Here is an 18961-nt window from a genome sequence, read left to right on the forward strand (position 1 = left end):
ATGCGGCGCGCATAATGGCCGTCATCGCGCGCATCGGGCCGCGCGACCTGTTCACCGCTGACGGCACGCCATGAATACCGACTACCGCATTCCGCTCCCGGGCACGAAGCTCGACTACTACGACGCGCGCGCCGCGGTCGACGCCGTCCAGGCCGGCGCCTGGGCCACGCTGCCGTACACGGCGCGTGTCCACGCCGAGAACATCGTCCGCCGTGCCGATCCGGCGCGCCGCGACGATTACCTGCGCCAGCTGGTCGAGCGCCGGCGCGACCTGGACTTCCCGTGGTTTCCGGCGCGCGTGGTCTGCCACGACATCCTCGGCCAGACCGCTCTGGTGGATCTGGCCGGCCTGCGCGATGCCATCGCCGACCAGGGCGGCGATCCGGCGCAGGTGAACCCGGTGGTGCCGGTACAGCTGATCGTCGACCACTCGCTGGCCGTGGAGTGCGGCGGCTACGACCCGGACGCGTTCGCGAAGAACCGCGCCATCGAGGACCGCCGCAACGAGGACCGGTTCCATTTCATCGACTGGACCAAGCAGGCGTTCAAGAACGTCGACGTGATTCCGCCGGGCAACGGGATCATGCACCAGATCAACCTGGAGAAGATGTCGCCGGTCGTGTACGTCCAGGACGGCGTGGCCTTCCCCGACACCTGCGTGGGCACCGACAGCCACACGCCGCATGTGGACGCGCTGGGCGTCATCGCCGTCGGCGTGGGCGGGCTGGAAGCGGAGAACGTGATGCTCGGCCGCGCGTCGTGGATGCGCACGCCGGACATCGTCGGCGTCGAACTCAGCGGCCGGCCGCAGCCCGGCATCACCGCCACCGACGTGGTGCTGGCGCTGACCGAGTTCCTGCGCCAGTCGAAGGTGGTCGGCGCCTATCTCGAATTCCGCGGCGAAGGGGCGGCGGCACTGACCATCGGCGACCGCGCGACGATCTCCAACATGGCGCCGGAGTACGGCGCCACCGCGGCGATGTTCTTCATCGACGACAACACGCTGGACTACCTGCGCCTGACCGGCCGCAGCGACGAACAGGTCGCGCTGGTCGAAACCTATGCGAAGACCGCCGGCCTGTGGGCCGATGACCTGCAGACCGCACAGTACGAACGCACCCTGCACTTCGACCTGTCCACCGTCGTGCGCAACATGGCCGGCCCGTCGAATCCGCACAAGCGCCTGCCGACCAGCGCGCTGGCCGAGCACGGCATCGCCGACGAGACCAAGCTGGCCTCGGGCCGGGCGGAGGAAGCGCAGGGCCTGATGCCGGACGGCGCGGTGATCATCGCCGCCATCACCTCGTGCACCAACACCAGCAATCCGCGCAACGTCATCGCCGCCGCGCTGCTCGCACGCAACGCCAACGCGAAGGGGCTGGTGCGCAAGCCCTGGGTGAAGTCGTCGCTGGCGCCGGGTTCCAAAGCCGTGCAGCTGTATCTGGAAGAATCCGGCCTGCTGCCCGAGCTGGAGAAGCTGGGCTTCGGCATCGTCGCCTTCGCCTGCACCACCTGCAACGGCATGAGCGGTGGGCTGGATCCGAAGATCCAGCAGGAGATCATCGACCGCGACCTGTACGCGACCGCCGTGCTGTCGGGCAACCGCAACTTCGACGGCCGCATCCATCCGTATGCGAAGCAGGCCTTCCTGGCATCGCCGCCGCTGGTGATCGCCTATGCGATCGCCGGCACCGTGCGCTTCGACATCGAGAAGGACGCGCTGGGCCTCGATGCCGACGGCACCCCCGTCACGCTCAAGGATATCTGGCCGAGCGACGAGGAGATCGACGCCATCGTCAAGGCCAGCGTCAAGCCGGCGCAGTTCCGCAAGGTCTACGAGCCGATGTTCAACGTGCGCGTCGAGCACGGCGGCCGCGTGGACCCGTTGTACGCCTGGCGTCCGCAGAGCACCTACATCCGCCGTCCGCCGTACTGGGAAGGCGCGCTGGCGGGCGAACGCACGCTGCGCGGCATGCGGCCGCTGGCGGTGCTGGGCGACAACATCACCACGGACCACCTGTCGCCGTCCAACGCGATCCTCGCGTCGAGTGCGGCGGGCGAGTATCTGGCGAAGATGGGCCTGCCGGAAGAGGACTTCAATTCCTATGCCACGCACCGCGGTGACCATCTGACCGCGCAGCGTGCGACCTTCGCGAATCCGCAGCTCGTCAACGAGATGGCGGTGGTCGATGGCGAAGTGAAGAAGGGCTCGCTGGCACGGATCGAACCGGACGGGCAGGTGGTGCGCATGTGGGAAGCCATCGAGACCTACATGGACCGCAAGCAGCCGCTGGTCATCATCGCCGGCGCCGACTACGGGCAGGGCAGTTCGCGCGACTGGGCGGCGAAGGGCGTGCGGCTGGCCGGCGTGGAAGCGATCGTGGCGGAAGGCTTCGAGCGCATCCACCGCACCAACCTGATCGGCATGGGCGTGCTGCCGCTGGAGTTCAAGGCCGGCGAGACGCGCAAGACCTACGGCATCGATGGCACCGAGACCTTCGACGTGGTGGGTGTGCGCAAGCCGCGCGCCGACCTGACGCTGGTGATCCACCGCGCGAACGGCGAGACCGTGCAGGTGCCGGTAACCTGCCGGCTGGACTCGGACGAGGAAGTGTCGATCTACGAGGCGGGCGGAGTGCTGCAGCGGTTCGCGCAGGATTTCCTGGACGCGTCGAAAGCGGCCTGACCCGTTCGTCGCATCGGCACACCCACCGCACAGGAAACCGACCATGTCCGACAACGCCACCCCCGGTACCGTCCGCCTGCACCGCGTGCTGCGCGCGCCGCCGTCGCGCGTCTACCGCGCCTTCCTCGATCCGGACGCGATGGTGAAGTGGCTGCCGCCGCACGGCTTCACCGGCAAGGTCCATTCGATGGATGCGCGCGTGGGCGGCGGCTACACGATGTCGTTCACTAATTTCGCAACCGGGTCCAGCCACTCGTTCGGCGGCACCTACGTGGAACTGGTCGAGAACGAGCTGCTGCGCTACACCGACCAGTTCGACAATCCCGGCCTTCCGGGCCAGATGCAGGTCACGGTGATGCTGAAGCAGAGCGTCGTCGGCACCGAACTGAACGTCGTACAGGAAGGCATTCCCGCCGCGATCCCGGTCGACTTCTGCTACCAGGGCTGGCAGGAATCGCTGGAACTGCTGGCGAAGCTGGTGGAGCCGGAGATTCCCGACGGCACGTGATGATGTCTATGCTCCTTTCCATGCATACGGACATTGCGAGCCCCTCTCCCCTCGCGGAAGAGGGGTTGGGGAGAGGGGGCACCATGGAATCAAGGACGTTCGCCAAGCAACTTCGCCGCAACATGACAGACGCCGAGCATCGGCTCTGGAAGCATCTGCGAGCGCATCGACTCGATGGGCAGAAGTTCCGCCGGCAGCAGCCGATCGGTCCTTACATCGTCGATTTCGTGCATTTCGGAGCACGAGTGATCGTCGAGGCCGACGGCGGACAACACGTTCAGTCTTCCCATGACACGACACGCGATGCCTGGCTGATACAGCAGGGATTCCGCGTCCTTCGGTTCTGGAACGACGACATACTCCTGCGCACCGATGCCGTGCTCGAATCCATTTGGAAGGCGCTGCGCGAAGGAGCGCCCTCTCCCCCGACCCCTCTCCCGCAAGGGGAGAGGGGTGAACAGCCCAACTGACTGAGTTCCCGATATGTCCCACGTCCCCCAGATCCGCATTCCCGCCACCTACCTGCGCGGCGGCACGTCGAAGGGCGTGTTCTTCCGCCTGCAGGACCTGCCCAAACGCGCGCAGGTGCCGGGACGGGCGCGCGATGCGCTGCTGTGCCGCGTGATCGGTTCGCCCGATCCATACGGCAAGCACACCGATGGCATGGGCGGGGCGACGTCGAGCACCAGCAAGGTCGTCATCATTTCGCCGAGCTCGCAGCCGGGACACGACGTGGACTACCTCTATGGCCAGGTGCCGATCGACCAGGCCTTCATCGACTGGAGCGGCAACTGCGGCAACCTGTCGTCGGCGGTCGGGCCGTTCGCCATCGCCAACGGCTTCATCGACAGGGCACGCATCCCCGAGAACGGCATGGTGACGGTGCGCATCTGGCAGGCCAATATCGGCAAGACCATCGTCGCCCATGTGCCGGTGACCGGTGGCGAGGTCCAGGAAACCGGCGACTTCGAACTGGATGGCGTGACCTTCCCTGCCGCAGAAGTGCAGCTGGAGTTCATCGATCCCGCCGACGAGGGCGATGGCGACGGCGGTGGCGCGATGTTTCCCACCGGGAATCTCGTCGACGACCTCGAGGTGCCCGGCATGGGCGTGTTCAAGGCGACGATGATCAACGCCGGCGTGCCGATGGTGTTCGTCGACGCGGCGGCGCTGGGTTACGACGGCACCGAGCTGCAGGGCGCGATCAACGAGGACAAGGCCGCACTGGCGAAGCTCGAGGCGATCCGCACGCACGGCGCGATACGGATGGGGCTCGTCGACAGCGTGGAGGCCGCGGCGAAGCGTCCGCTGACGCCGAAGGTCGCGTTCATTGCACCACCGAAGGATTACGTGTCGTCGAGCGGCAAGCCTGTGAAGGCAGGCGACATCGACCTGCTGGCACGCGCGATGTCGATGGGCAAGCTGCACCACGCGATGATGGGCACGGCATCGGTGGCCATCGCGACCGCCGCCGCCGTGCCGGGCACCGTGGTCAATGTCGCGGCCGGTGGCGGCACGCGCGAGGTGCTGGTGTTCGGGCATCCGTCCGGCACCCTGCGCGTCGGTGCGGACGTCAAACAGGTCGACGGCAGGTGGGTGGTGACGAAGGCGGTGATGAGCCGCAGCGCGCGCGTGTTGATGGAAGGCACGGTGCGTATCCCCGGCGACGCGTTCTAGGCCCAGGCGACCTGCCGGAAGTCACCACTTTCGCCCGGACCATTGCCTCGGCCGCGTCCGCGCGACAGCATGGGCGCATGCGGATGGCCCTGACCCGACTTCGCGAACCCATGACGCTCGCCGGCGTGTTCACGCTCGCGGCCGTCGCCCTGGGACTGCGCTTCATGCCCGCCGACGTCCTTCCGCTCGGCGTGGCGGCGTGGGCGGGCTACGCCGCCGCGTTCCTGTTCCTCGCCACCGGACCGGAAGCATGGCGCCCCGCCAAGCTGGCCTCGTTGTGCGTGATGGCGCTGCTGGCGCTGTCCCTGGCCGCGCTGACGCCGCGCATCGGCACGGCCCAGGTGTTGCTGGTCATCTGGGTGGCGTGCGCGGTGAACCTGCTGGCGCCACGCGGGGTGATCGGCGCGACGCTGGTGTTGAACGTGGCGTTCTATCTGCTCATGGCGAAGCACGACTTCGGCGCACCGCTGACGGTGACGCTCATCAACATGGGCTTCCAGGCGCTGGCCGGCCTGTGCGTGCATTACGCCCGCCGCGCCGAGGAGTCCCGCGACGCGCTGGCCCGCGTCAATGCGGACCTGCTGGCCACGCGCGCCCTGCTGGCCGACAGCGCGCGCGATGCCGAACGGCTGCGCGTGGCGCGCGAACTGCACGATGTCGCGGGCCACAAGCTCACCGCGATGAAGATCAACCTGCGTGCGCTGGCCGGCGACCCGGCGTTGGCGGGACGCGAGGAAGTGCGCATCGCGCAGCAGCTTTCCACCGAGCTGCTGGACGACATCCGCAACGTGGTGCAGGCGATGCGCGACTCGCGCGGGCTGGACCTGCAGACCGCGATCCGGGCGCTGGCGGCGCCGCTGCCCAGGCCTGTGCTGGATCTGCGGATCGCCGACGGCGTGCGGATTTCCGACCCCGCCATCGCCGAATCGCTGCTGCGCATCGTGCAGGAATGCCTCACCAACGCTGCACGCCATGCGAATGCGGACACGCTGACGGTGTCGCTGAAAAACGAGGACGCCGGGATGCACCTGCACATAGAAGACGACGGCAGGCTCAAGGGCCGCATACACGAAGGCAACGGCCTGTCGGGCATCCGCGAGCGCGTCGCCGCACTCGGCGGCGACATGCAGCTGGGCAGCACCGCGGGCGGCGGCCTGTTCGTGGACGTGAGGCTGCCGGCATGACGGTACGTGTTGCCCTGGCGGATGACCAGGCACTGGTCCGCGCGGGCCTGCGGGCGCTGTTGAAGGCCCAGCAGGTGGAGGTGGTGTTCGAGGCGAACGACGGCGCCGATCTGCTGGAGAAGCTGCAAACGCAACCGGTCGACGTGGTGCTGAGCGACATCCGCATGCCGGGCGTGGACGGCATCGATGCATTGATCAGGCTGCGCGAACGCGGCGACCGCACGCCGGTGCTGCTGCTGACCACGTTCGACGACAGCGACCTGTTGCTGCGCGCCACCGAGGCGGGTGCGCAGGGTTTCCTGCTGAAGGACGCCGCGCCGGAAGACCTGCACGACGCCATCCGGCGGGTCGCCGGCGGCGACACGCTGCTGCAACCGGTCAGCACGGATCCGGTACGCGCGCGCTACCGTTTCCACGACGAAGCGCCGCCGACGGATACCTTCAGCGAGCGCGAGGTCGCCATCCTGCGCCTGCTCGCCGGCGGCTATTCCAACAAGGAGATCGCGCGCACGCTGTTCCTGGCCGAAGGCACGGTGAAGAACTACGTCTCCACCATCCTCGACAAGCTCGGCACCCGCGACCGTACCCGCGCCGTACTGAAGGCGATCACCCTGCGGATCATCTGAGCCTGTGCGCGTTTGTAGGAGCGACGTGAGTCGCGACCGGACGCCTCGCCTGGTCGGAGCCCGTACCACGTGATCGATTCATCTGCGCGAGGCATCGGGCGTCAAGGCAGGTTGGTTCCGCGGTCGCGACTCACGTCGCTCCTACAGACGCGCCAGGTCAGAACACCCACACCATCGCCGCGCCCGCCACCAACGCCGCCATCAACCCCGCCGACACGCGCAGCCCATAGGCCGCACCACCACTGACCCAGGCGATCACCGACTTCGCGGTCAGGCTGGCGGCGAGCAACGCCAGCATCCACCAGCGCGCCTCGGCCGCTTCCAGCCCGCCGCGCGAGAACTGGTTGGCCAGCGTCGCCACCGCCGCGTGCAGTTCCGCCAATGCCGACATCGCGGCAGCGGCCATCGCACCGCGGGGACCGATCCACGCCGCCAGTGCCGCCGCGACGAACGTCAGCGCCGCGACCAGCAGCGCGAAACCCAGCGCCTGGCCGAAACGGAACATGCGGCTTTCCGAGGTCGGCGGCTTCACCGCATCGTCTTCGCCGCGATGCAGGCCGAACAGTCCACCCGCCAGCAGCACGGCAGCGATCGCACCGAGTTCCGGCAGCAGGTCGCGCACCAGCGGCGGCGACACCGCCCACAGGATGGGCACGCACAGGGTCAGCGAGGCGAGGTTGGACAGCAGCGCCGCGGCCACCGCGGAACGCAGCAGCGACGGGGTTTCCTTCGCCCGCTGACCGAACCCGATGGTCGCCGCGGTCGAGGACACGTACCCGGCGAAGAAGCCGGCGGCCGCCAGCCCCCAGCGGTTGCCGACCACGCGCAGGACGATGTGGCCCAGCGCGCTGACCGCCATGACCAGCACGACCAGCTTCCAGATCGTCGCCAGGTTGATCGCCTCGAACGGACCGATGGGCCGGTCCGGCAGGATCGGCAGGATCACCAGCGCCGAGGCCAGCAGCAGTAGACCGTCGAAGACCTCGCGCTCGCTGAAGGTCTCCCGCGTAAGTTCGTGCAGCGGCTGCTTGGCGTACAGCAGCACCGCAACGACCACCGCCAGCGCGGTCGCCAGCGCCGGCGTGCGCATTGCCATGGCGCCCAGCAGGAACGTCACCACCAGCGTCACCTCGCTGGTCAGGCCGGGGTCGTCCTGGCGCGTCGCCCGGTACCCCATCGCCGCCAGCACGCCGGTCACCGCCAGCGCCACCAGCAGCACGGGCAGGCCCAGCGACATGGCGACCGCCGCCGCCAGCGCCACCAGCGCGTGCGTCCTCAGCCCGGCGATGCCGTGCGCGCGGCCCGGGCTGCGCTCGCGGACCAGCCCGATCAGCAGGCCCAGGCCGAGCGCGGAGGACAGGGCCAGCCAGGTCTGCGGGGTCGCTTCGTCCATTCCACCGTTCCTCGTCAGGCACGCGAGCATAGCGAATGGTCTTGCATTGGTCTCGTCATCCCGGACAATGCGCGCACCTTCACCGTGGACCCCATCATGCCCGCTTCCGCTCCGTCCGCCGTCTCGCTGAGCCGCTATCTGATCGAAGAGCAGCGCGCCGGCCACATCAGCGCCGACCTGCGGCAGCTCATCGCCGTGGTGGCCCGCGCCTGCACCAGCATCTCCATCGCGGTCAGCAAGGGCGCGCTGGGCGGCGTGCTGGGCGACGCCGGCACCGGCAACGTGCAGGGCGAGGCGCAGAAGAAGCTGGACGTGCTGAGCAACGACATCCTGCTGGAAGCCAACGCCTGGGGCGGCCACCTGGCCGCGTGCGCGTCGGAGGAAATGGACCACAGCCAGCCCATCCCGGACGCCTACCCGCGCGGCGGCTTCCTGCTGCTGTTCGATCCGCTGGACGGCAGCTCGAACATCGACGTCAACGTCTCCGTGGGCACCATCTTCTCGGTGCTGCGCTGCCCGGACGGCGTGACGACGCCGGGCGACGAGCACTTCCTGCAGCCGGGCCGCGAGCAGGTGGCCGCCGGCTACTGCATCTACGGACCCAGCACGATGCTGGTGCTGACCACCGGCAACGGCACGCATGCGTTCACCCTGGACCGCGAGCAGGGCGCCTTCGTGCTGACCCAGCGCGACATGCGGATTCCGGAGGAAACGAAGGAGTTCGCCATCAACATGTCCAACCAGCGCCATTGGGAAGCGCCGATGCAGGGCTACGTCACCGACCTGCTCGCCGGCAAGGAGGGCCCGCGCGGCAAGGACTTCAACATGCGATGGATCGCCAGCATGGTGGCCGACGTGCACCGCATCCTGACGCGCGGCGGCATCTTCATCTACCCGTGGGACCGCAAGGACCCGGGCAAGGCCGGCAAGCTGCGCCTGATGTACGAAGCCAACCCCATGGGCCTGCTGGTGGAACAGGCCGGCGGCGCCGCCAGCACCGGCCGCGAGGACATCCTGTCGCTGCGCCCCACCCAGCTGCACCAGCGCGTGCCGGTGTTCCTCGGTTCGAAGAAGGAAGTCGAGGCAGCCGTGAGCTATCACCGCGCGCACGACATGGCCGCGGCCTGACCGGCCGCACGGCGGCTAGAATCGGGTCATGACGCCTATTCCGTCCGCCGCCGACTTCATCGAGGTCTACCCCGACGCGCTGGACGCGGACACCTGCCGCGCCATCGTGGCGCGCTTCGACGCTAGCGGCCAGGACCAGCCAGGTCGCGTCGGCGGCGGCCTCTATCCGGAGCTCAAGCACAGCCGCGACATCGGCATCAGCGGGGTGGCCGACTGGCGCGACGTGGAACAGCGCCTCAACCTGGCCGTACTGGCCGGCCTGCAGCAGTACCTCCGCACCTATCCTTTCAGCCTGATCGCGCCGCTGATGCTGCAGCAGCCGGACGAAACCGGCACGCTGCGCCGCCTGCGCCACGACGACATCGCCGGCATGGACGATGCCGCGCTGATGAAGCTGGTGATGAAGGTCTTCGTGCCCGGCAAGATCAACCTGCAGCGCTATGCCGCCGGCGAAGGCGGCTATCCCTACTGGCACTGCGAACTGTTTCCCAAGGCGGCCGATGCCGAAACCCTGCATCGCCATGTGCTGTGGACGATCTACCTCAACGATGGCTTCGAGGCCGGCGAAACCGAGTTCTTCCACCAGCAGCGCAGGATCGTGCCGCGCACCGGCAGCCTGCTGATCGCGCCGACCGCCTTCACCCACACCCACCGCGGCAACCGGCCGCTCGGCGGCGCCAAGTACATCGCCACCAGCTGGGTCTTGTTCCAGCGCGCGGAACGGCTGTACGGCAGCGGCTGAAGCGGGTTCGCGGCGGCGGCTCACGCGCCGCACGCGCGTCAGAACAGCTCGCCCTGCGGCGACGGCGCGCGCGGCGGCACGAAGCGCGAGACATCGAGCGGCGGATGGCGGCGCCCTGCGAAGCCGGATCGCTTGAGCGCCAGCGCGAAGCGCCGCGCCAGCAGGTCCGCATACACGCCCTCGCCGCGCAGCCGCGTGCCGAAGCGGCTGTCGTAATCCTTGCCACCACGCAGCTGCTGGACCGTGCTCATCACGTGCGCCGCGCGATCCGGCACGTGGGTCTGCAGCCAGTCGCGGAACAGCGGCGCGACTTCATGCGGCAGGCGCAGCAGCACGTAGCCGGCGGCGGTCGCGCCTGCCTCGCGTGCCGCCTCGAGGGAGGCTTCCAGCTCATGATCGTTCACCCAGGGAATCACCGGCGCGAACATCACCCCGACCGGCACGCCCGCCTCGCTGAGTCGCTGCACCGCGCGCAGCCGGGCATGCGGCGCGGACGCACGCGGCTCCAGCCGCGACGACAGCGTGTTGTCCAGCGTGGTGATGGAGAAGTACACGTGGACCAGCCGTTCCCGCGCCATCGGCGCCAGCAGGTCCAGGTCGCGCTCGACCAGCGCGTTCTTGGTGATCAGCGAGAACGGATGCCGGGTTTCCGCCAGCACTTCGATGATGCGTCGGGTCAGCTGCAACCGGCGTTCGGCCGGCTGGTAGGCATCGGTGTTGATGCCCAGCGAGATCGGACTGGCGCGATAGCCGGGTTTCGCCAGTTCGCGCCGCAGCACCTCCGGCGCGTTGGTCTTGGCGAAGATCTTCGTTTCGAAGTCCAGCCCGGGCGACAGGTCGAGATAGGCATGCGACGGACGCGCGAAGCAGTACGAGCACCCATGCTCGCAGCCCCGGTAGGGGTTCAGCGACTGGTCGAACGGAATGTCCGGCGACTGGTTGCGGGTGATGACGCTGCGCGCGACCTCCTCGATCACCCGGGTCTGCGGCGCCGACGCGAGGTCGCCCTCGGTATCGGCGTCGTGCCAGCCATCGTCGGTCGCCTCCGGCGTGGTCACGGCGAACCGGCCCGGCAGGTAGCCGGTGGAGCCGCGTCCCTTGATGCGGGGTCGGTCCTTTTTCGTCATGTCCGGAAGATACGCGCAGGCCGTCGCAGGTGGCGCGACACCGCATAGAATCCTCCCATGCACGACATGCTCGGCGCCTTGGGCGACTACTTTTCCTCCCTGCCCCATCTCGCGGCCTGGGTGACCCTGGCCTGGCTGCTGTACCTGGTGCCGTTGTGTGCGTGGATCGTGCTGCAGAAGCGGGAGCCGGTCGCGACGCTCAGCTGGCTGCTGTCGCTGGCGCTGCTGCCCTATGTGGGCTACCTGATCTACTTCCTGCTCGGCCCGCAGCGCATCAAGCGCCACCAGTTGCGTCGCACGCGCTCACGCGAGGGCGTGGAGAGTTACGAGGTGTTCGCGTCCAGCGACGGCAACAGCGCCGAGCTGCCGATGCTGGCGCAGAAGACGACCGGCCTGCCGCCCGCGACCGCTACGTCGGTCCAGCAACTGGTCGATGGCTGCGCCACCTATCAGGCCATCCTCGATGCGATCGCACAGGCCGAGAACCACATCCACCTGGAGTACTACATCTTCAACGGCGACCGCACCGGACAGCGCATCCTCAACGCGCTCACGGTGAAGGCACGCGAAGGCGTGAAGGTACGGTTGTTGCTGGACGCCGTGGGCTCGAACCGCCTGAAGAGCCGCGCGCTGCGGGCGCTGATCGACGCGGGTGGCGAACACGCCTGGTTCCATCCCACGCGCTTCCGCCCGTTCACCCGTCCCTGGCTGAACCTGCGCACGCACCGCAAGATCGTGGTGGTGGACGGACGCGTCGCCTTCACCGGCGGCATCAACGTCACCGACGACGAGGACGAATCGTTGTGCGATGACGCCTTCCGCGACCTGCACCTGCGGCTGGAGGGCGAGATCGTCCGCAGCATCCAGCAGGTCTTCGTCGAAGACTGGGTGTACGCGACCGGGCAACAGCGCAAGGACTTCCAGGGCACGCGCCTGTGGAGCGCGAGCGACGCGAACGTGCGCGGCGGCATTGCGGTACAGGCGCTGGTATCGGGACCGGATTCGGCCTGGGAGCCGATCCATCGCGCCAAGGTCGCCGCGATCCACGAAGCGAAGCGGCGTGTCTGGCTGGTGACGCCGTACTTCGTGCCCGGTGAGGCCGCGCGCATGGCGCTGACATCGGCCGCGCTGGGGGGACTCGACGTGCGGCTGGTGGTGCCGAAGGTCAGCGACTCGCGGTTGGCCACGCTGGCGGCGCGCTCCTACTTCGACGAGCTGCTGGCGGCCGGCGTGAAGGTCTACGAGTACGGGCCGCGGATGATGCACAGCAAGGCGCTGCTGTGCGACGACGCGCTGGCGATCGTCGGCAGCGCCAACTTCGACCATCGCAGCTTCCGCCTGAACTTCGAGATCTCCATGATGTTCCGCGATGCCGGCGTGGCCGGCACGCTGGCGCAATGGATGGAAGGCGAGATCGCCGCGAGCGAACCGGTCCGGCTGCAGCGCGACCGTGCGCTCTGGCGGCACCGCCTGCCCGAGGCGCTGGCCCGGCTGATGTCGCCACTGCTGTGAAGCACGCCCGTTTTTGAGCGGGGAGGGAAGCGGTAAGATGCGGCCACCGAGACGCGGGGGTGGGTATGCACTGGCTTTTCCTGTTGATGGCCATCGGCTGCATGTTCATGGCCGTGCGCACGACGTCGATGCCGCTGATGGTCGTGCTGATGCTGGTGTCGCTGGGCCTGTTCGTGGCGTGGATCCTGGGGCGTCACGCCCGCCGCCTGGGCGAAACCAGCCGCGATCCCTCGATGATGATCGATCCCGTCGAGCTGCGGCGCCTGCGTGAACTGGCCGAGGCGCGGCGCAATGCACCGCCGCCGACGGAGCCGCCGGCGCCGTGACCCTGCTCAGCGTCAACGTCAACAAGATCGCGGTACTCCGCAATTCCCGTGGTGGCAGCGAACCCGACGTGGTCCGCGCCGCACGCACCTGCTTGGCGGCCGGCGCGCATGGCATCACCGTGCACCCGCGGCCCGACCAGCGCCATATCCGCCCCGACGATGTCCGCGCGCTGGCGCAGCTGACCCGCATGCAGGGCGTGGAACTGAACGTCGAAGGCAATCCGTTCGCGCCACCGAGAGCCGGATATCCGGGCTTCCTGGCGCTGTGCGACGAGGTGCGCCCCGCACAGGCGACCCTGGTGCCCGACGGCGACGGCCAGATCACCTCCGACCACGGCTTCGACTTCGCCCGCGACGGCGAGCGCCTGCGTCCGCTGGTGGCCGGGCTCAAGGCCATGGGGTGCCGGGTCAGCCTGTTCGTCGACGCCGGCTGCGAAGGGCTGGAGCAGGCGGCGCAGCTCGGGGCGGACCGGATCGAGATCTACACCGGGCCGTTCGCCGAGGCAGCCGCACGCGGCGAGCCCGCCGGAGCGCTGGAGCGGTGCATCGGCACCGCGCGCCAGGCGCGGGCCCTGGGCCTGGGCGTCAACGCCGGGCACGATCTCAGCCAGGACAACCTGGGTCGTTTCCTCGCCGCAGTACCGGACGTGCTGGAAGTCTCCATCGGCCACGCCCTGATCGGCGAAGCGCTGTACGCCGGGTTGGAGGCGACGGTACGCCGTTACCTCGACCTCCTGGACGCCGCCGCCGCCAGCCGGGACTGAGCACCGCTCCGGCGTTGCCGACGCCGGTCAGTTCCGCATCGCGATGTTGGCGATCCCGCTGGCCTCGGCCTGCGCCAGCGCGCTGACCAGTTGCTGGTAGTCGGCGTCATCGGCCGCTTCCACCTGCAGCACGGTGCGCGGCTCGGCGATGCGGGCATCCTCCAGCCGCGCCCGCAGTTCCGCCAGGGTGACCGGCCGGTCGTCCAGCGTGTAATGGCCCGCCATGCCGACCTTGAGCACCAGATCGTTGGGAGGTTCGGCCCGCGTCACCGGCGGCGTGGCCTGCGGAAGCATCGCCTCGATCGGCCGCGACAGCATGGGCGCAGTGACCATGAAGATCACCAGCAGGACCAGCATCACGTCCACCAGCGGCGTGATGTTGATCTCGGCCAGTTCGGAACGGCTTGCGGGAGCGGAAAACGCCATGGCACACCTCCTTCTGTCGGGACCGTAGGCCCGACGCTACGCCCGTGCCCGGGGCGCCGCAAGGGGAGTCGCCTGGCGCATACAAAAACGCCGCCCCGAAGGGCGGCGTCGAAAGCTGCATTGCGCGTCGGTGCTACTGCACGAAACCGATCTTCAGCATCTGCGCATTCTTGGCGGCGGCCAGGACCTTGGCCATCACCTCGTAGTGCGCTTCCGAGTTGGCTTCGATGCGCAGCTCGGGCTGGTTGGTCGGATCACGCTGGACTTCGTTCTCCATGCGGGTCTGCAGATCCGCCACGTTCACCGGACTGTTGTTCCAGTAGACCGTGCCATCCGCATTGATCCGCAGGTCGATCGGCGGCGGCGGTTCCTTGATCTGCGGCGGCGGGTTGATCACACGCTGCGGCAGGGCCACTTCGATCGGGTACGTCATGATCGGGGCGGTGACGATGAAGATGATCAGGAGCACCAGCATCACGTCCACGAGGGGCGTGACATTGATGTCGGCCATGGGGCCCTTGCTACCACCACTGCTGAATGCCATGGCTTACTGCCCCTTCTCTTTCGTGGCCACGTAGCCGATATCCAGCATGCCCTGACCCTGCGCGATCTTGGTGACGTCGGCGATGACGCCCATCTTGGTCGTCTTGTCGCCACGCAGGTTGAGCTTCGGCTGCGGCTGCAGCTGGGCGGCGCTGGACAGGCGCGACTCGAGGATTTCCTTGCTGACCGGCTCGTCGCCCCAGTACAGGTCGCCATTCTCCTTCACGGAGATGGTGATCGGCGGGGTCTTCGGACCGTCCTGCTCGTCCTTCGCGATCTGGGGGGTTTCGGGCAGGTCGATCTTCACCTTGTGCGACATCAGCGGCGCCGTGATGATGAAGATGATCAGCAGCACCAACATCACGTCCACGAGGGGCGTGACGTTGATCTCGGCCATCGGGCCACCGCTATTACCACTACTGAAAGCCATGACGGGCTCCGTCTAGAACGTTGCGTTGACTGCTTGTACCGCCGGCTCAGCGAACGCGCGAGCCGGTGGCGAAGAAGTCGTGCAGGTCGTGCGCGAACGTGTCGAACTTGGCGATGACCGCGGCGTTCGTCTTGCTGAAGAAGTTGTAGGCGAACACGGCCGGGATGGCGACGAACAGACCGATGGCGGTCATGATCAGCGCTTCACCCACCGGGCCGGCGACGGCGTCGATCGAGGCCTGGCCGGTCGCACCGATGCGGATCAGGGCGCCGTAGATGCCCCACACCGTACCCAGCAGACCCACGAACGGCGCGGTCGCACCGACGGTGGCCAGCAGCGTCATGCCGCCCTGCAGGTTGGTGCTCTCACGGGTCACGGCCTGGCGCAGGGCGCGGTCGACGAACTCGGAGCGGCTGAGCGTCTCACCCGAACCTTCCGAACGCTGGTGGTGGGCGGCGGCCTGGGCGGCGTCGAGGGCGATCTTGGAGAACGGCTCGTTCTTCGGCTGTTCTTCCATCAGGCGGATGGCGTCCTGCGCGTTCGGGGTTTCCCAGAACGAGCTGGTGACGCGGTCGGCCTGGCCCTTCAGGCGGGTGCTGCGGAGCACGTTGATGACGGTCCAGTACCAGGACATCGCCGACATGATGACGAGGGTGAGCAACACGACCCAGGAGACGATGAACTCGCCGGGCTTGTTGATCATCTCGCTCATCATGTGCTCGAAGCCCATCTGCGACAGGGCATTCGCGGCGTTGTTGCCCCCGGCGGCGGCGGCGAAAAGGGTTTCCTGCAGCATGACGCTTACCTTTATATAAGTGTTGATTGAGAGTGTTGCGGGTTACGTTGAACTTTGTCGATGCCTGTCGGCATCAGCCGCCCATGTTGAAGTCCACGGGCACGCGGACGCGGCCGGCGGCCTTCTGGCCATTGACGACGGACGCATTGAAGCGCCACTTGCGTGCCGCCTCCATCGCGGCGCGATCGAGATCGCGGTTGCGACTGGATTTTTCGACCGAGACGTTGGTCACGTTGCCGTTGGCATCCACGTCGATGATCAGGATGACCGTGCCTTCGATACCGGCACGCGCGGCGGCGGGCGGATAGCGCGGCGGGTTCATGTTCTTCGACGAGATGTCGACGCTGGCCCCGATGTCCGGCGTCGGCGCCGGCGGGGCCGGCGGCGACGGGGGAGTCACGATGTCGGTCGGACGTGGCTCGGCGATATCGACCGGCGGCGCTTCCGGTGGCGGCGGCAGCGGGGTGGTCTTCGGCGGCGCCAGATTCTTGACCGGCGGCGGCGGCGTATCCTGCGGCGGCGGCGGCGGCGGCGGGGGAGGCGGCGGCGGCGGCGCGTCGACGATGACGACCGAGGTGCGGCGCTCCTGTTCCTTTTCCGCCGGCGGAGCGACCGCCGGGATCAACAGCGCAAGCAGGGCCGCTGCGTGCAACGCGATCACGAAGGCAATACCGATGATACGCGGCCAGTTGAGGCTGTTGTCCTCTTCCTGTTCCCGGTACCTGTTGATGACCAGTTGTTCAGCCATGCGCCAATTAACTCAAGGTTGATACGGGCACCGAGGCGCCTCGTTGATTCTGGGCCCTGCAGGTGGTTTTCACCGGCGGAACCCCCAGCTTATACCAATCCGACGCCCCGGTGCCATCATCCGTATGGATTAATGGCCTTCGGTGTCAGTCGATCCCGTTATGGCAGCGCAATGATCTTCTTCGCGTCTTCCGGCTTCTTCAATCCCTTGTCCAGCGCAGCCCGTGCCGCGACCTTGGCTTCGGGGATGCGGTCTTCCTGCCAGAGCACGCGCGCCAGGTTGAGGTACGTGTCGCCGTTGGGCGCCAGCGGGGCGGCCTTCTGCCAGGCCTCGATGGCCTGGGGGATCTGCTCGGAGTAGTAGTACGCCTGCGCCAGCGCCAGCTGGGTCTGGTAGTCCGGCTTCAGCACGCCCTTCTGCAGGCCTTCGTTGACGACCGAGATGACGTCCTTCTCGCGGCCGTCCATGTTGGCGTAGGTCACGTAGAGCTGGCGGTATTCCTTCTCTTCGGTGAGCTGACCGGCGGCGCGCATCTTCTCGAGTGCCGCGGCCGCCTTGTCGAACTGGTCGGCCTGCTGGTAGGTCGCCACCAGGTTGAGCTGGGCCTTCTTGTCCGTGGGCGCCTTGGCGGCCATCTGCTCGGCGATCTTCACCGCATCGGCCGGACGGTCGGCACCGACCAGCGAGGCCAGCAACAGGCTGTACCAGCTGTCCTTGGGTTCCGGCGTGGCGGCGATGGCCTTTTCCAGCACCGGAATGGCGTCGGCGTACTTCTCCATCTGGTAGAGCGCCTGGCCCTTCTGGATGAGGTCTTCCGGACGGTTGGACTTGGTCTCGGCCAGGTAGCGATCGAGATTGGCCATGCCGGGTTCGAACTCATCGTCCTGCAGCTGCAGCTGCGCGAGCATCAGCAGCGACTGGTAGTGACCGTTGTTGTCCAGTGCGTTCAGGTCGACGGCCTGCTGCAGGAGCTGCTTGGCGGTCGCCATGTCGTCGAGGTTGTACGCAGCCTGCGCACCCAGCTGCGCGGCCATCGCCTTGTCGTACTCGTTGGCGTTGGGTTCGGCCAGCATTTCCTTGGCCAGCGTCAGCGTCTCGGCGAAGTTGTCTTCCTTTTCGTAGGCCTTGAACAGCTTGCTCAGCTTGCCCTGCATCTTGCTGGAGCCCTTGGCCTTGGGTTCCTCGCGGGTCGCGTCGGGATAGCGGACTTCGGGCTTGCTGCTGTTCTTGCGGCCACCGCGATCCGCCGAGCGGGCGTCGTACGCCACGGCATCGGCCACCACCGCGCCACCGAAGGCGGCCAGCAGCATCAGGCTGAGAAGGGTTTTCTTGGACGTGCGTTGCTTCATGTCTGAACCTCGTGGGGCCATGCAGCGGTGGAGTGGTCCGTGCCGTCTGCGTGCGCGGCCGGCAAAACTATCAGAAACCGGGGGAGGGCGGATACCGTTTCAGGTGTTGCGCAGCAGCAATACCGGAGCGTGTGTCAGCCGCATTTCGGCACGTTTCCGGCCTTCCTGGCCGCCTCATAAGTGGGGACGAGGGAAGGCGCATCGCGGTCGAGTTCGCGGATGCGGTTGGCGGGATCGGGATGGGTGGACAACCACTGCGGCGAACGCCCGCCGCTGGCCGCCATCATGTTCTGCCACAGGCCGACGGCCTGGCGCGGATCGAAGCCGGCCTGCGCCATCAGGCGCTGGCCGACCACATCGGCTTCGCTTTCCTGTTCCCGCGAACCCGGCAGCAGGAACATCGTCTGGGCGGTCATGCCGCCGATCTGGCTCGCGGTGTTGGCCGCGCCTTGCCCATAGCGCGCACCCAGCAATGCACTGACGACGCCAACGCCCGTCTGGGCGCCCATCTGACGGGTGATGCGCTCCTCGTGGTGCCGCGCGATCACGTGGCCGATTTCGTGCCCCAGGACGGCCGCCAGCTGATCCTGGTTCTTCGCGACGGTGAATATGCCGGTGTTGACGCCCACCTTGCCACCGGGCAGCGCGAACGCGTTGGGTTCCTTGTCGGTGAAGACCGCCGTTTCCCAGGCCACGCTGCGCTGCGCGGGCGGCAACTGGCGCACCAGCGCGTTGACCACGCACGTGACATAGGCGTTCTGACGCGCATCGCGGTTGAGGGTTTCCTTGGCCTTGGTCTCGGCGAACGCCTGCGCACCCAGCTGGTCCAGCTGCGCTTGCGAGACACCGCCGACGATCTGCGTGCGCCCGGTGGGTGAGGTGGTCGTGGCACAGGCCGTGAGGCCCAGCACCATGGCGGTTCCCAGGATCCGGAGTTTCATGCGTGCCCCCTTCGGTGTTGCGTGACGCCCGAGTCTGGGCAAGCGCGTCTTAAAC

At 67.7% G+C, this 18961-nt stretch carries 20 protein-coding genes; 11 read left to right on the top strand and 9 right to left on the bottom strand.

Annotation, left to right across the window (positions count from 1 at the left end):
- Positions 1 to 70 precede the first annotated feature (70 nt).
- The 6 genes from acnD to VGN58_RS17530 all read left to right on the top strand — a co-directional run bounded on the left by acnD (position 71) and on the right by VGN58_RS17530 (position 6681).
- Positions 71 to 2686: a Fe/S-dependent 2-methylisocitrate dehydratase AcnD gene (gene acnD, locus VGN58_RS17505; protein ID WP_327484448.1), complete on the top strand. Its 2616-nt coding sequence runs from the start codon at positions 71 to 73 to the stop codon at positions 2684 to 2686.
- Between the two features lie 43 nt (positions 2687 to 2729).
- Positions 2730 to 3194, top strand: a complete 465-nt coding sequence (locus VGN58_RS17510; protein WP_327484449.1) for an SRPBCC family protein — start codon at positions 2730 to 2732, stop codon at positions 3192 to 3194.
- An 83-nt stretch (positions 3195 to 3277) separates the two neighbouring features.
- Positions 3278 to 3664 carry an endonuclease domain-containing protein gene (locus VGN58_RS17515; RefSeq protein WP_327484450.1) on the top strand — a complete coding sequence of 129 codons (387 nt, stop codon included), beginning with the start codon at positions 3278 to 3280 and terminating at the stop codon, positions 3662 to 3664.
- Between the two features lie 13 nt (positions 3665 to 3677).
- Entirely contained in the window at positions 3678 to 4871 is a 1194-nt protein-coding gene (gene prpF, locus VGN58_RS17520; RefSeq protein WP_327484451.1) for a 2-methylaconitate cis-trans isomerase PrpF, read from the top strand.
- 77 nt (positions 4872 to 4948) lie between these two features.
- Complete coding sequence (locus VGN58_RS17525) at positions 4949 to 6055, top strand: sensor histidine kinase (RefSeq protein WP_327484452.1); 1107 nt, start codon at positions 4949 to 4951, stop codon at positions 6053 to 6055.
- Entirely contained in the window at positions 6052 to 6681 is a 630-nt protein-coding gene (locus VGN58_RS17530; protein WP_327484453.1) for a response regulator transcription factor, read from the top strand. The genes VGN58_RS17525 and VGN58_RS17530 overlap by 4 nt, the downstream gene beginning before the upstream one ends.
- Positions 6682 to 6838: 157 nt before the next feature.
- Here VGN58_RS17530 and VGN58_RS17535 read toward each other — a convergent pair whose 3' ends face one another.
- Positions 6839 to 8074, bottom strand: coding sequence for an MgtC/SapB family protein (locus VGN58_RS17535; protein WP_327484454.1), 1236 nt, complete (start codon positions 8072 to 8074; stop codon positions 6839 to 6841).
- 96 nt (positions 8075 to 8170) lie between these two features.
- On the opposite strand from VGN58_RS17535, the gene VGN58_RS17540 reads away from it, so the two are divergent.
- A complete protein-coding gene (locus tag VGN58_RS17540) occupies positions 8171 to 9202 on the top strand; it encodes a class 1 fructose-bisphosphatase (RefSeq protein WP_327484455.1) in 1032 nt (343 codons plus the stop codon).
- 28 nt (positions 9203 to 9230) lie between these two features.
- Positions 9231 to 9944: a 2OG-Fe(II) oxygenase gene (locus VGN58_RS17545; protein WP_327484456.1), complete on the top strand. Its 714-nt coding sequence runs from the start codon at positions 9231 to 9233 to the stop codon at positions 9942 to 9944.
- 38 nt (positions 9945 to 9982) lie between these two features.
- Here the strand turns inward: VGN58_RS17545 and VGN58_RS17550 are convergent, their stop codons facing one another.
- Positions 9983 to 11071, bottom strand: coding sequence for a PA0069 family radical SAM protein (locus tag VGN58_RS17550; RefSeq protein ID WP_327484457.1), 1089 nt, complete (start codon positions 11069 to 11071; stop codon positions 9983 to 9985).
- Positions 11072 to 11128: 57 nt separating this feature from the next.
- Between VGN58_RS17550 and cls the strand changes: the two genes are divergently transcribed.
- The 3 genes from cls to VGN58_RS17565 all read left to right on the top strand — a co-directional run bounded on the left by cls (position 11129) and on the right by VGN58_RS17565 (position 13673).
- A complete protein-coding gene (cls, locus tag VGN58_RS17555) occupies positions 11129 to 12583 on the top strand; it encodes a cardiolipin synthase (protein ID WP_414710813.1) in 1455 nt (484 codons plus the stop codon).
- A 65-nt stretch (positions 12584 to 12648) separates the two neighbouring features.
- Positions 12649 to 12909 (top strand): hypothetical protein, encoded by a 261-nt coding sequence (locus VGN58_RS17560; protein WP_327484458.1) that lies wholly within the window; start codon positions 12649 to 12651, stop codon positions 12907 to 12909.
- The gene (locus tag VGN58_RS17565; RefSeq protein ID WP_327484459.1) at positions 12906 to 13673 is read left to right on the top strand and encodes a pyridoxine 5'-phosphate synthase; all 768 of its coding nucleotides are present in this window, start codon (positions 12906 to 12908) and stop codon (positions 13671 to 13673) included. The genes VGN58_RS17560 and VGN58_RS17565 overlap by 4 nt, the downstream gene beginning before the upstream one ends.
- A 27-nt stretch (positions 13674 to 13700) precedes the next feature.
- Here the strand turns inward: VGN58_RS17565 and VGN58_RS17570 are convergent, their stop codons facing one another.
- The 7 genes from VGN58_RS17570 to VGN58_RS17600 form a co-directional block, all read right to left on the bottom strand.
- Positions 13701 to 14099, bottom strand: a complete 399-nt coding sequence (locus VGN58_RS17570) for a biopolymer transporter ExbD (protein ID WP_327484460.1) — start codon at positions 14097 to 14099, stop codon at positions 13701 to 13703.
- Positions 14100 to 14232: 133 nt separating this feature from the next.
- Complete coding sequence (locus VGN58_RS17575) at positions 14233 to 14643, bottom strand: biopolymer transporter ExbD (protein WP_327484461.1); 411 nt, start codon at positions 14641 to 14643, stop codon at positions 14233 to 14235.
- A gap of 3 nt (positions 14644 to 14646) precedes the next feature.
- Complete coding sequence (locus VGN58_RS17580; protein WP_241045921.1) at positions 14647 to 15072, bottom strand: ExbD/TolR family protein; 426 nt, start codon at positions 15070 to 15072, stop codon at positions 14647 to 14649.
- 46 nt (positions 15073 to 15118) lie between these two features.
- The gene (exbB, locus tag VGN58_RS17585) at positions 15119 to 15868 is read right to left on the bottom strand and encodes a TonB-system energizer ExbB (RefSeq protein WP_327484462.1); all 750 of its coding nucleotides are present in this window, start codon (positions 15866 to 15868) and stop codon (positions 15119 to 15121) included.
- A 73-nt stretch (positions 15869 to 15941) separates the two neighbouring features.
- The gene (locus VGN58_RS17590; RefSeq protein WP_327484463.1) at positions 15942 to 16616 is read right to left on the bottom strand and encodes an energy transducer TonB; all 675 of its coding nucleotides are present in this window, start codon (positions 16614 to 16616) and stop codon (positions 15942 to 15944) included.
- A gap of 158 nt (positions 16617 to 16774) precedes the next feature.
- On the bottom strand, positions 16775 to 17965 hold the full coding sequence (locus VGN58_RS17595; RefSeq protein ID WP_327484464.1) for a tetratricopeptide repeat protein: 1191 nt from the start codon (positions 17963 to 17965) through the stop codon (positions 16775 to 16777).
- Between the two features lie 134 nt (positions 17966 to 18099).
- Positions 18100 to 18906 carry a M48 family metallopeptidase gene (locus VGN58_RS17600; RefSeq protein WP_327484465.1) on the bottom strand — a complete coding sequence of 269 codons (807 nt, stop codon included), beginning with the start codon at positions 18904 to 18906 and terminating at the stop codon, positions 18100 to 18102.
- Positions 18907 to 18961: the final 55 nt, after the last annotated feature.

The sequence above is a fragment of the Pseudoxanthomonas sp. genome, assembly GCF_035999195.1.
In the GTDB taxonomy this organism is placed as follows: domain Bacteria; phylum Pseudomonadota; class Gammaproteobacteria; order Xanthomonadales; family Xanthomonadaceae; genus Pseudoxanthomonas_A.

Bases quoted from the DNA above. Each gene is read 5' to 3' on its own strand.
- acnD (WP_327484448.1), top strand. From the start codon at position 71: ATGAATACCGACTACCGCATTCCGCTCCCGGGCACGAAGCTCGACTAC.
- VGN58_RS17510 (WP_327484449.1), top strand. From the start codon at position 2,730: ATGTCCGACAACGCCACCCCCGGTACCGTCCGCCTGCACCGCGTGCTG.
- VGN58_RS17515 (WP_327484450.1), top strand. From the start codon at position 3,278: ATGGAATCAAGGACGTTCGCCAAGCAACTTCGCCGCAACATGACAGAC.
- prpF (WP_327484451.1), top strand. From the start codon at position 3,678: ATGTCCCACGTCCCCCAGATCCGCATTCCCGCCACCTACCTGCGCGGC.
- VGN58_RS17525 (WP_327484452.1), top strand. From the start codon at position 4,949: ATGCGGATGGCCCTGACCCGACTTCGCGAACCCATGACGCTCGCCGGC.
- VGN58_RS17530 (WP_327484453.1), top strand. From the start codon at position 6,052: ATGACGGTACGTGTTGCCCTGGCGGATGACCAGGCACTGGTCCGCGCG.
- VGN58_RS17535 (WP_327484454.1), bottom strand. From the start codon at position 8,074: ATGGACGAAGCGACCCCGCAGACCTGGCTGGCCCTGTCCTCCGCGCTC.
- VGN58_RS17540 (WP_327484455.1), top strand. From the start codon at position 8,171: ATGCCCGCTTCCGCTCCGTCCGCCGTCTCGCTGAGCCGCTATCTGATC.
- VGN58_RS17545 (WP_327484456.1), top strand. From the start codon at position 9,231: ATGACGCCTATTCCGTCCGCCGCCGACTTCATCGAGGTCTACCCCGAC.
- VGN58_RS17550 (WP_327484457.1), bottom strand. From the start codon at position 11,071: ATGACGAAAAAGGACCGACCCCGCATCAAGGGACGCGGCTCCACCGGC.
- cls (WP_414710813.1), top strand. From the start codon at position 11,129: ATGCACGACATGCTCGGCGCCTTGGGCGACTACTTTTCCTCCCTGCCC.
- VGN58_RS17560 (WP_327484458.1), top strand. From the start codon at position 12,649: ATGCACTGGCTTTTCCTGTTGATGGCCATCGGCTGCATGTTCATGGCC.
- VGN58_RS17570 (WP_327484460.1), bottom strand. From the start codon at position 14,099: ATGGCGTTTTCCGCTCCCGCAAGCCGTTCCGAACTGGCCGAGATCAAC.
- VGN58_RS17575 (WP_327484461.1), bottom strand. From the start codon at position 14,643: ATGGCATTCAGCAGTGGTGGTAGCAAGGGCCCCATGGCCGACATCAAT.
- VGN58_RS17580 (WP_241045921.1), bottom strand. From the start codon at position 15,072: ATGGCTTTCAGTAGTGGTAATAGCGGTGGCCCGATGGCCGAGATCAAC.
- exbB (WP_327484462.1), bottom strand. From the start codon at position 15,868: ATGCTGCAGGAAACCCTTTTCGCCGCCGCCGCCGGGGGCAACAACGCC.
- VGN58_RS17590 (WP_327484463.1), bottom strand. From the start codon at position 16,616: ATGGCTGAACAACTGGTCATCAACAGGTACCGGGAACAGGAAGAGGAC.
- VGN58_RS17595 (WP_327484464.1), bottom strand. From the start codon at position 17,965: ATGAAGCAACGCACGTCCAAGAAAACCCTTCTCAGCCTGATGCTGCTG.
- VGN58_RS17600 (WP_327484465.1), bottom strand. From the start codon at position 18,906: ATGAAACTCCGGATCCTGGGAACCGCCATGGTGCTGGGCCTCACGGCC.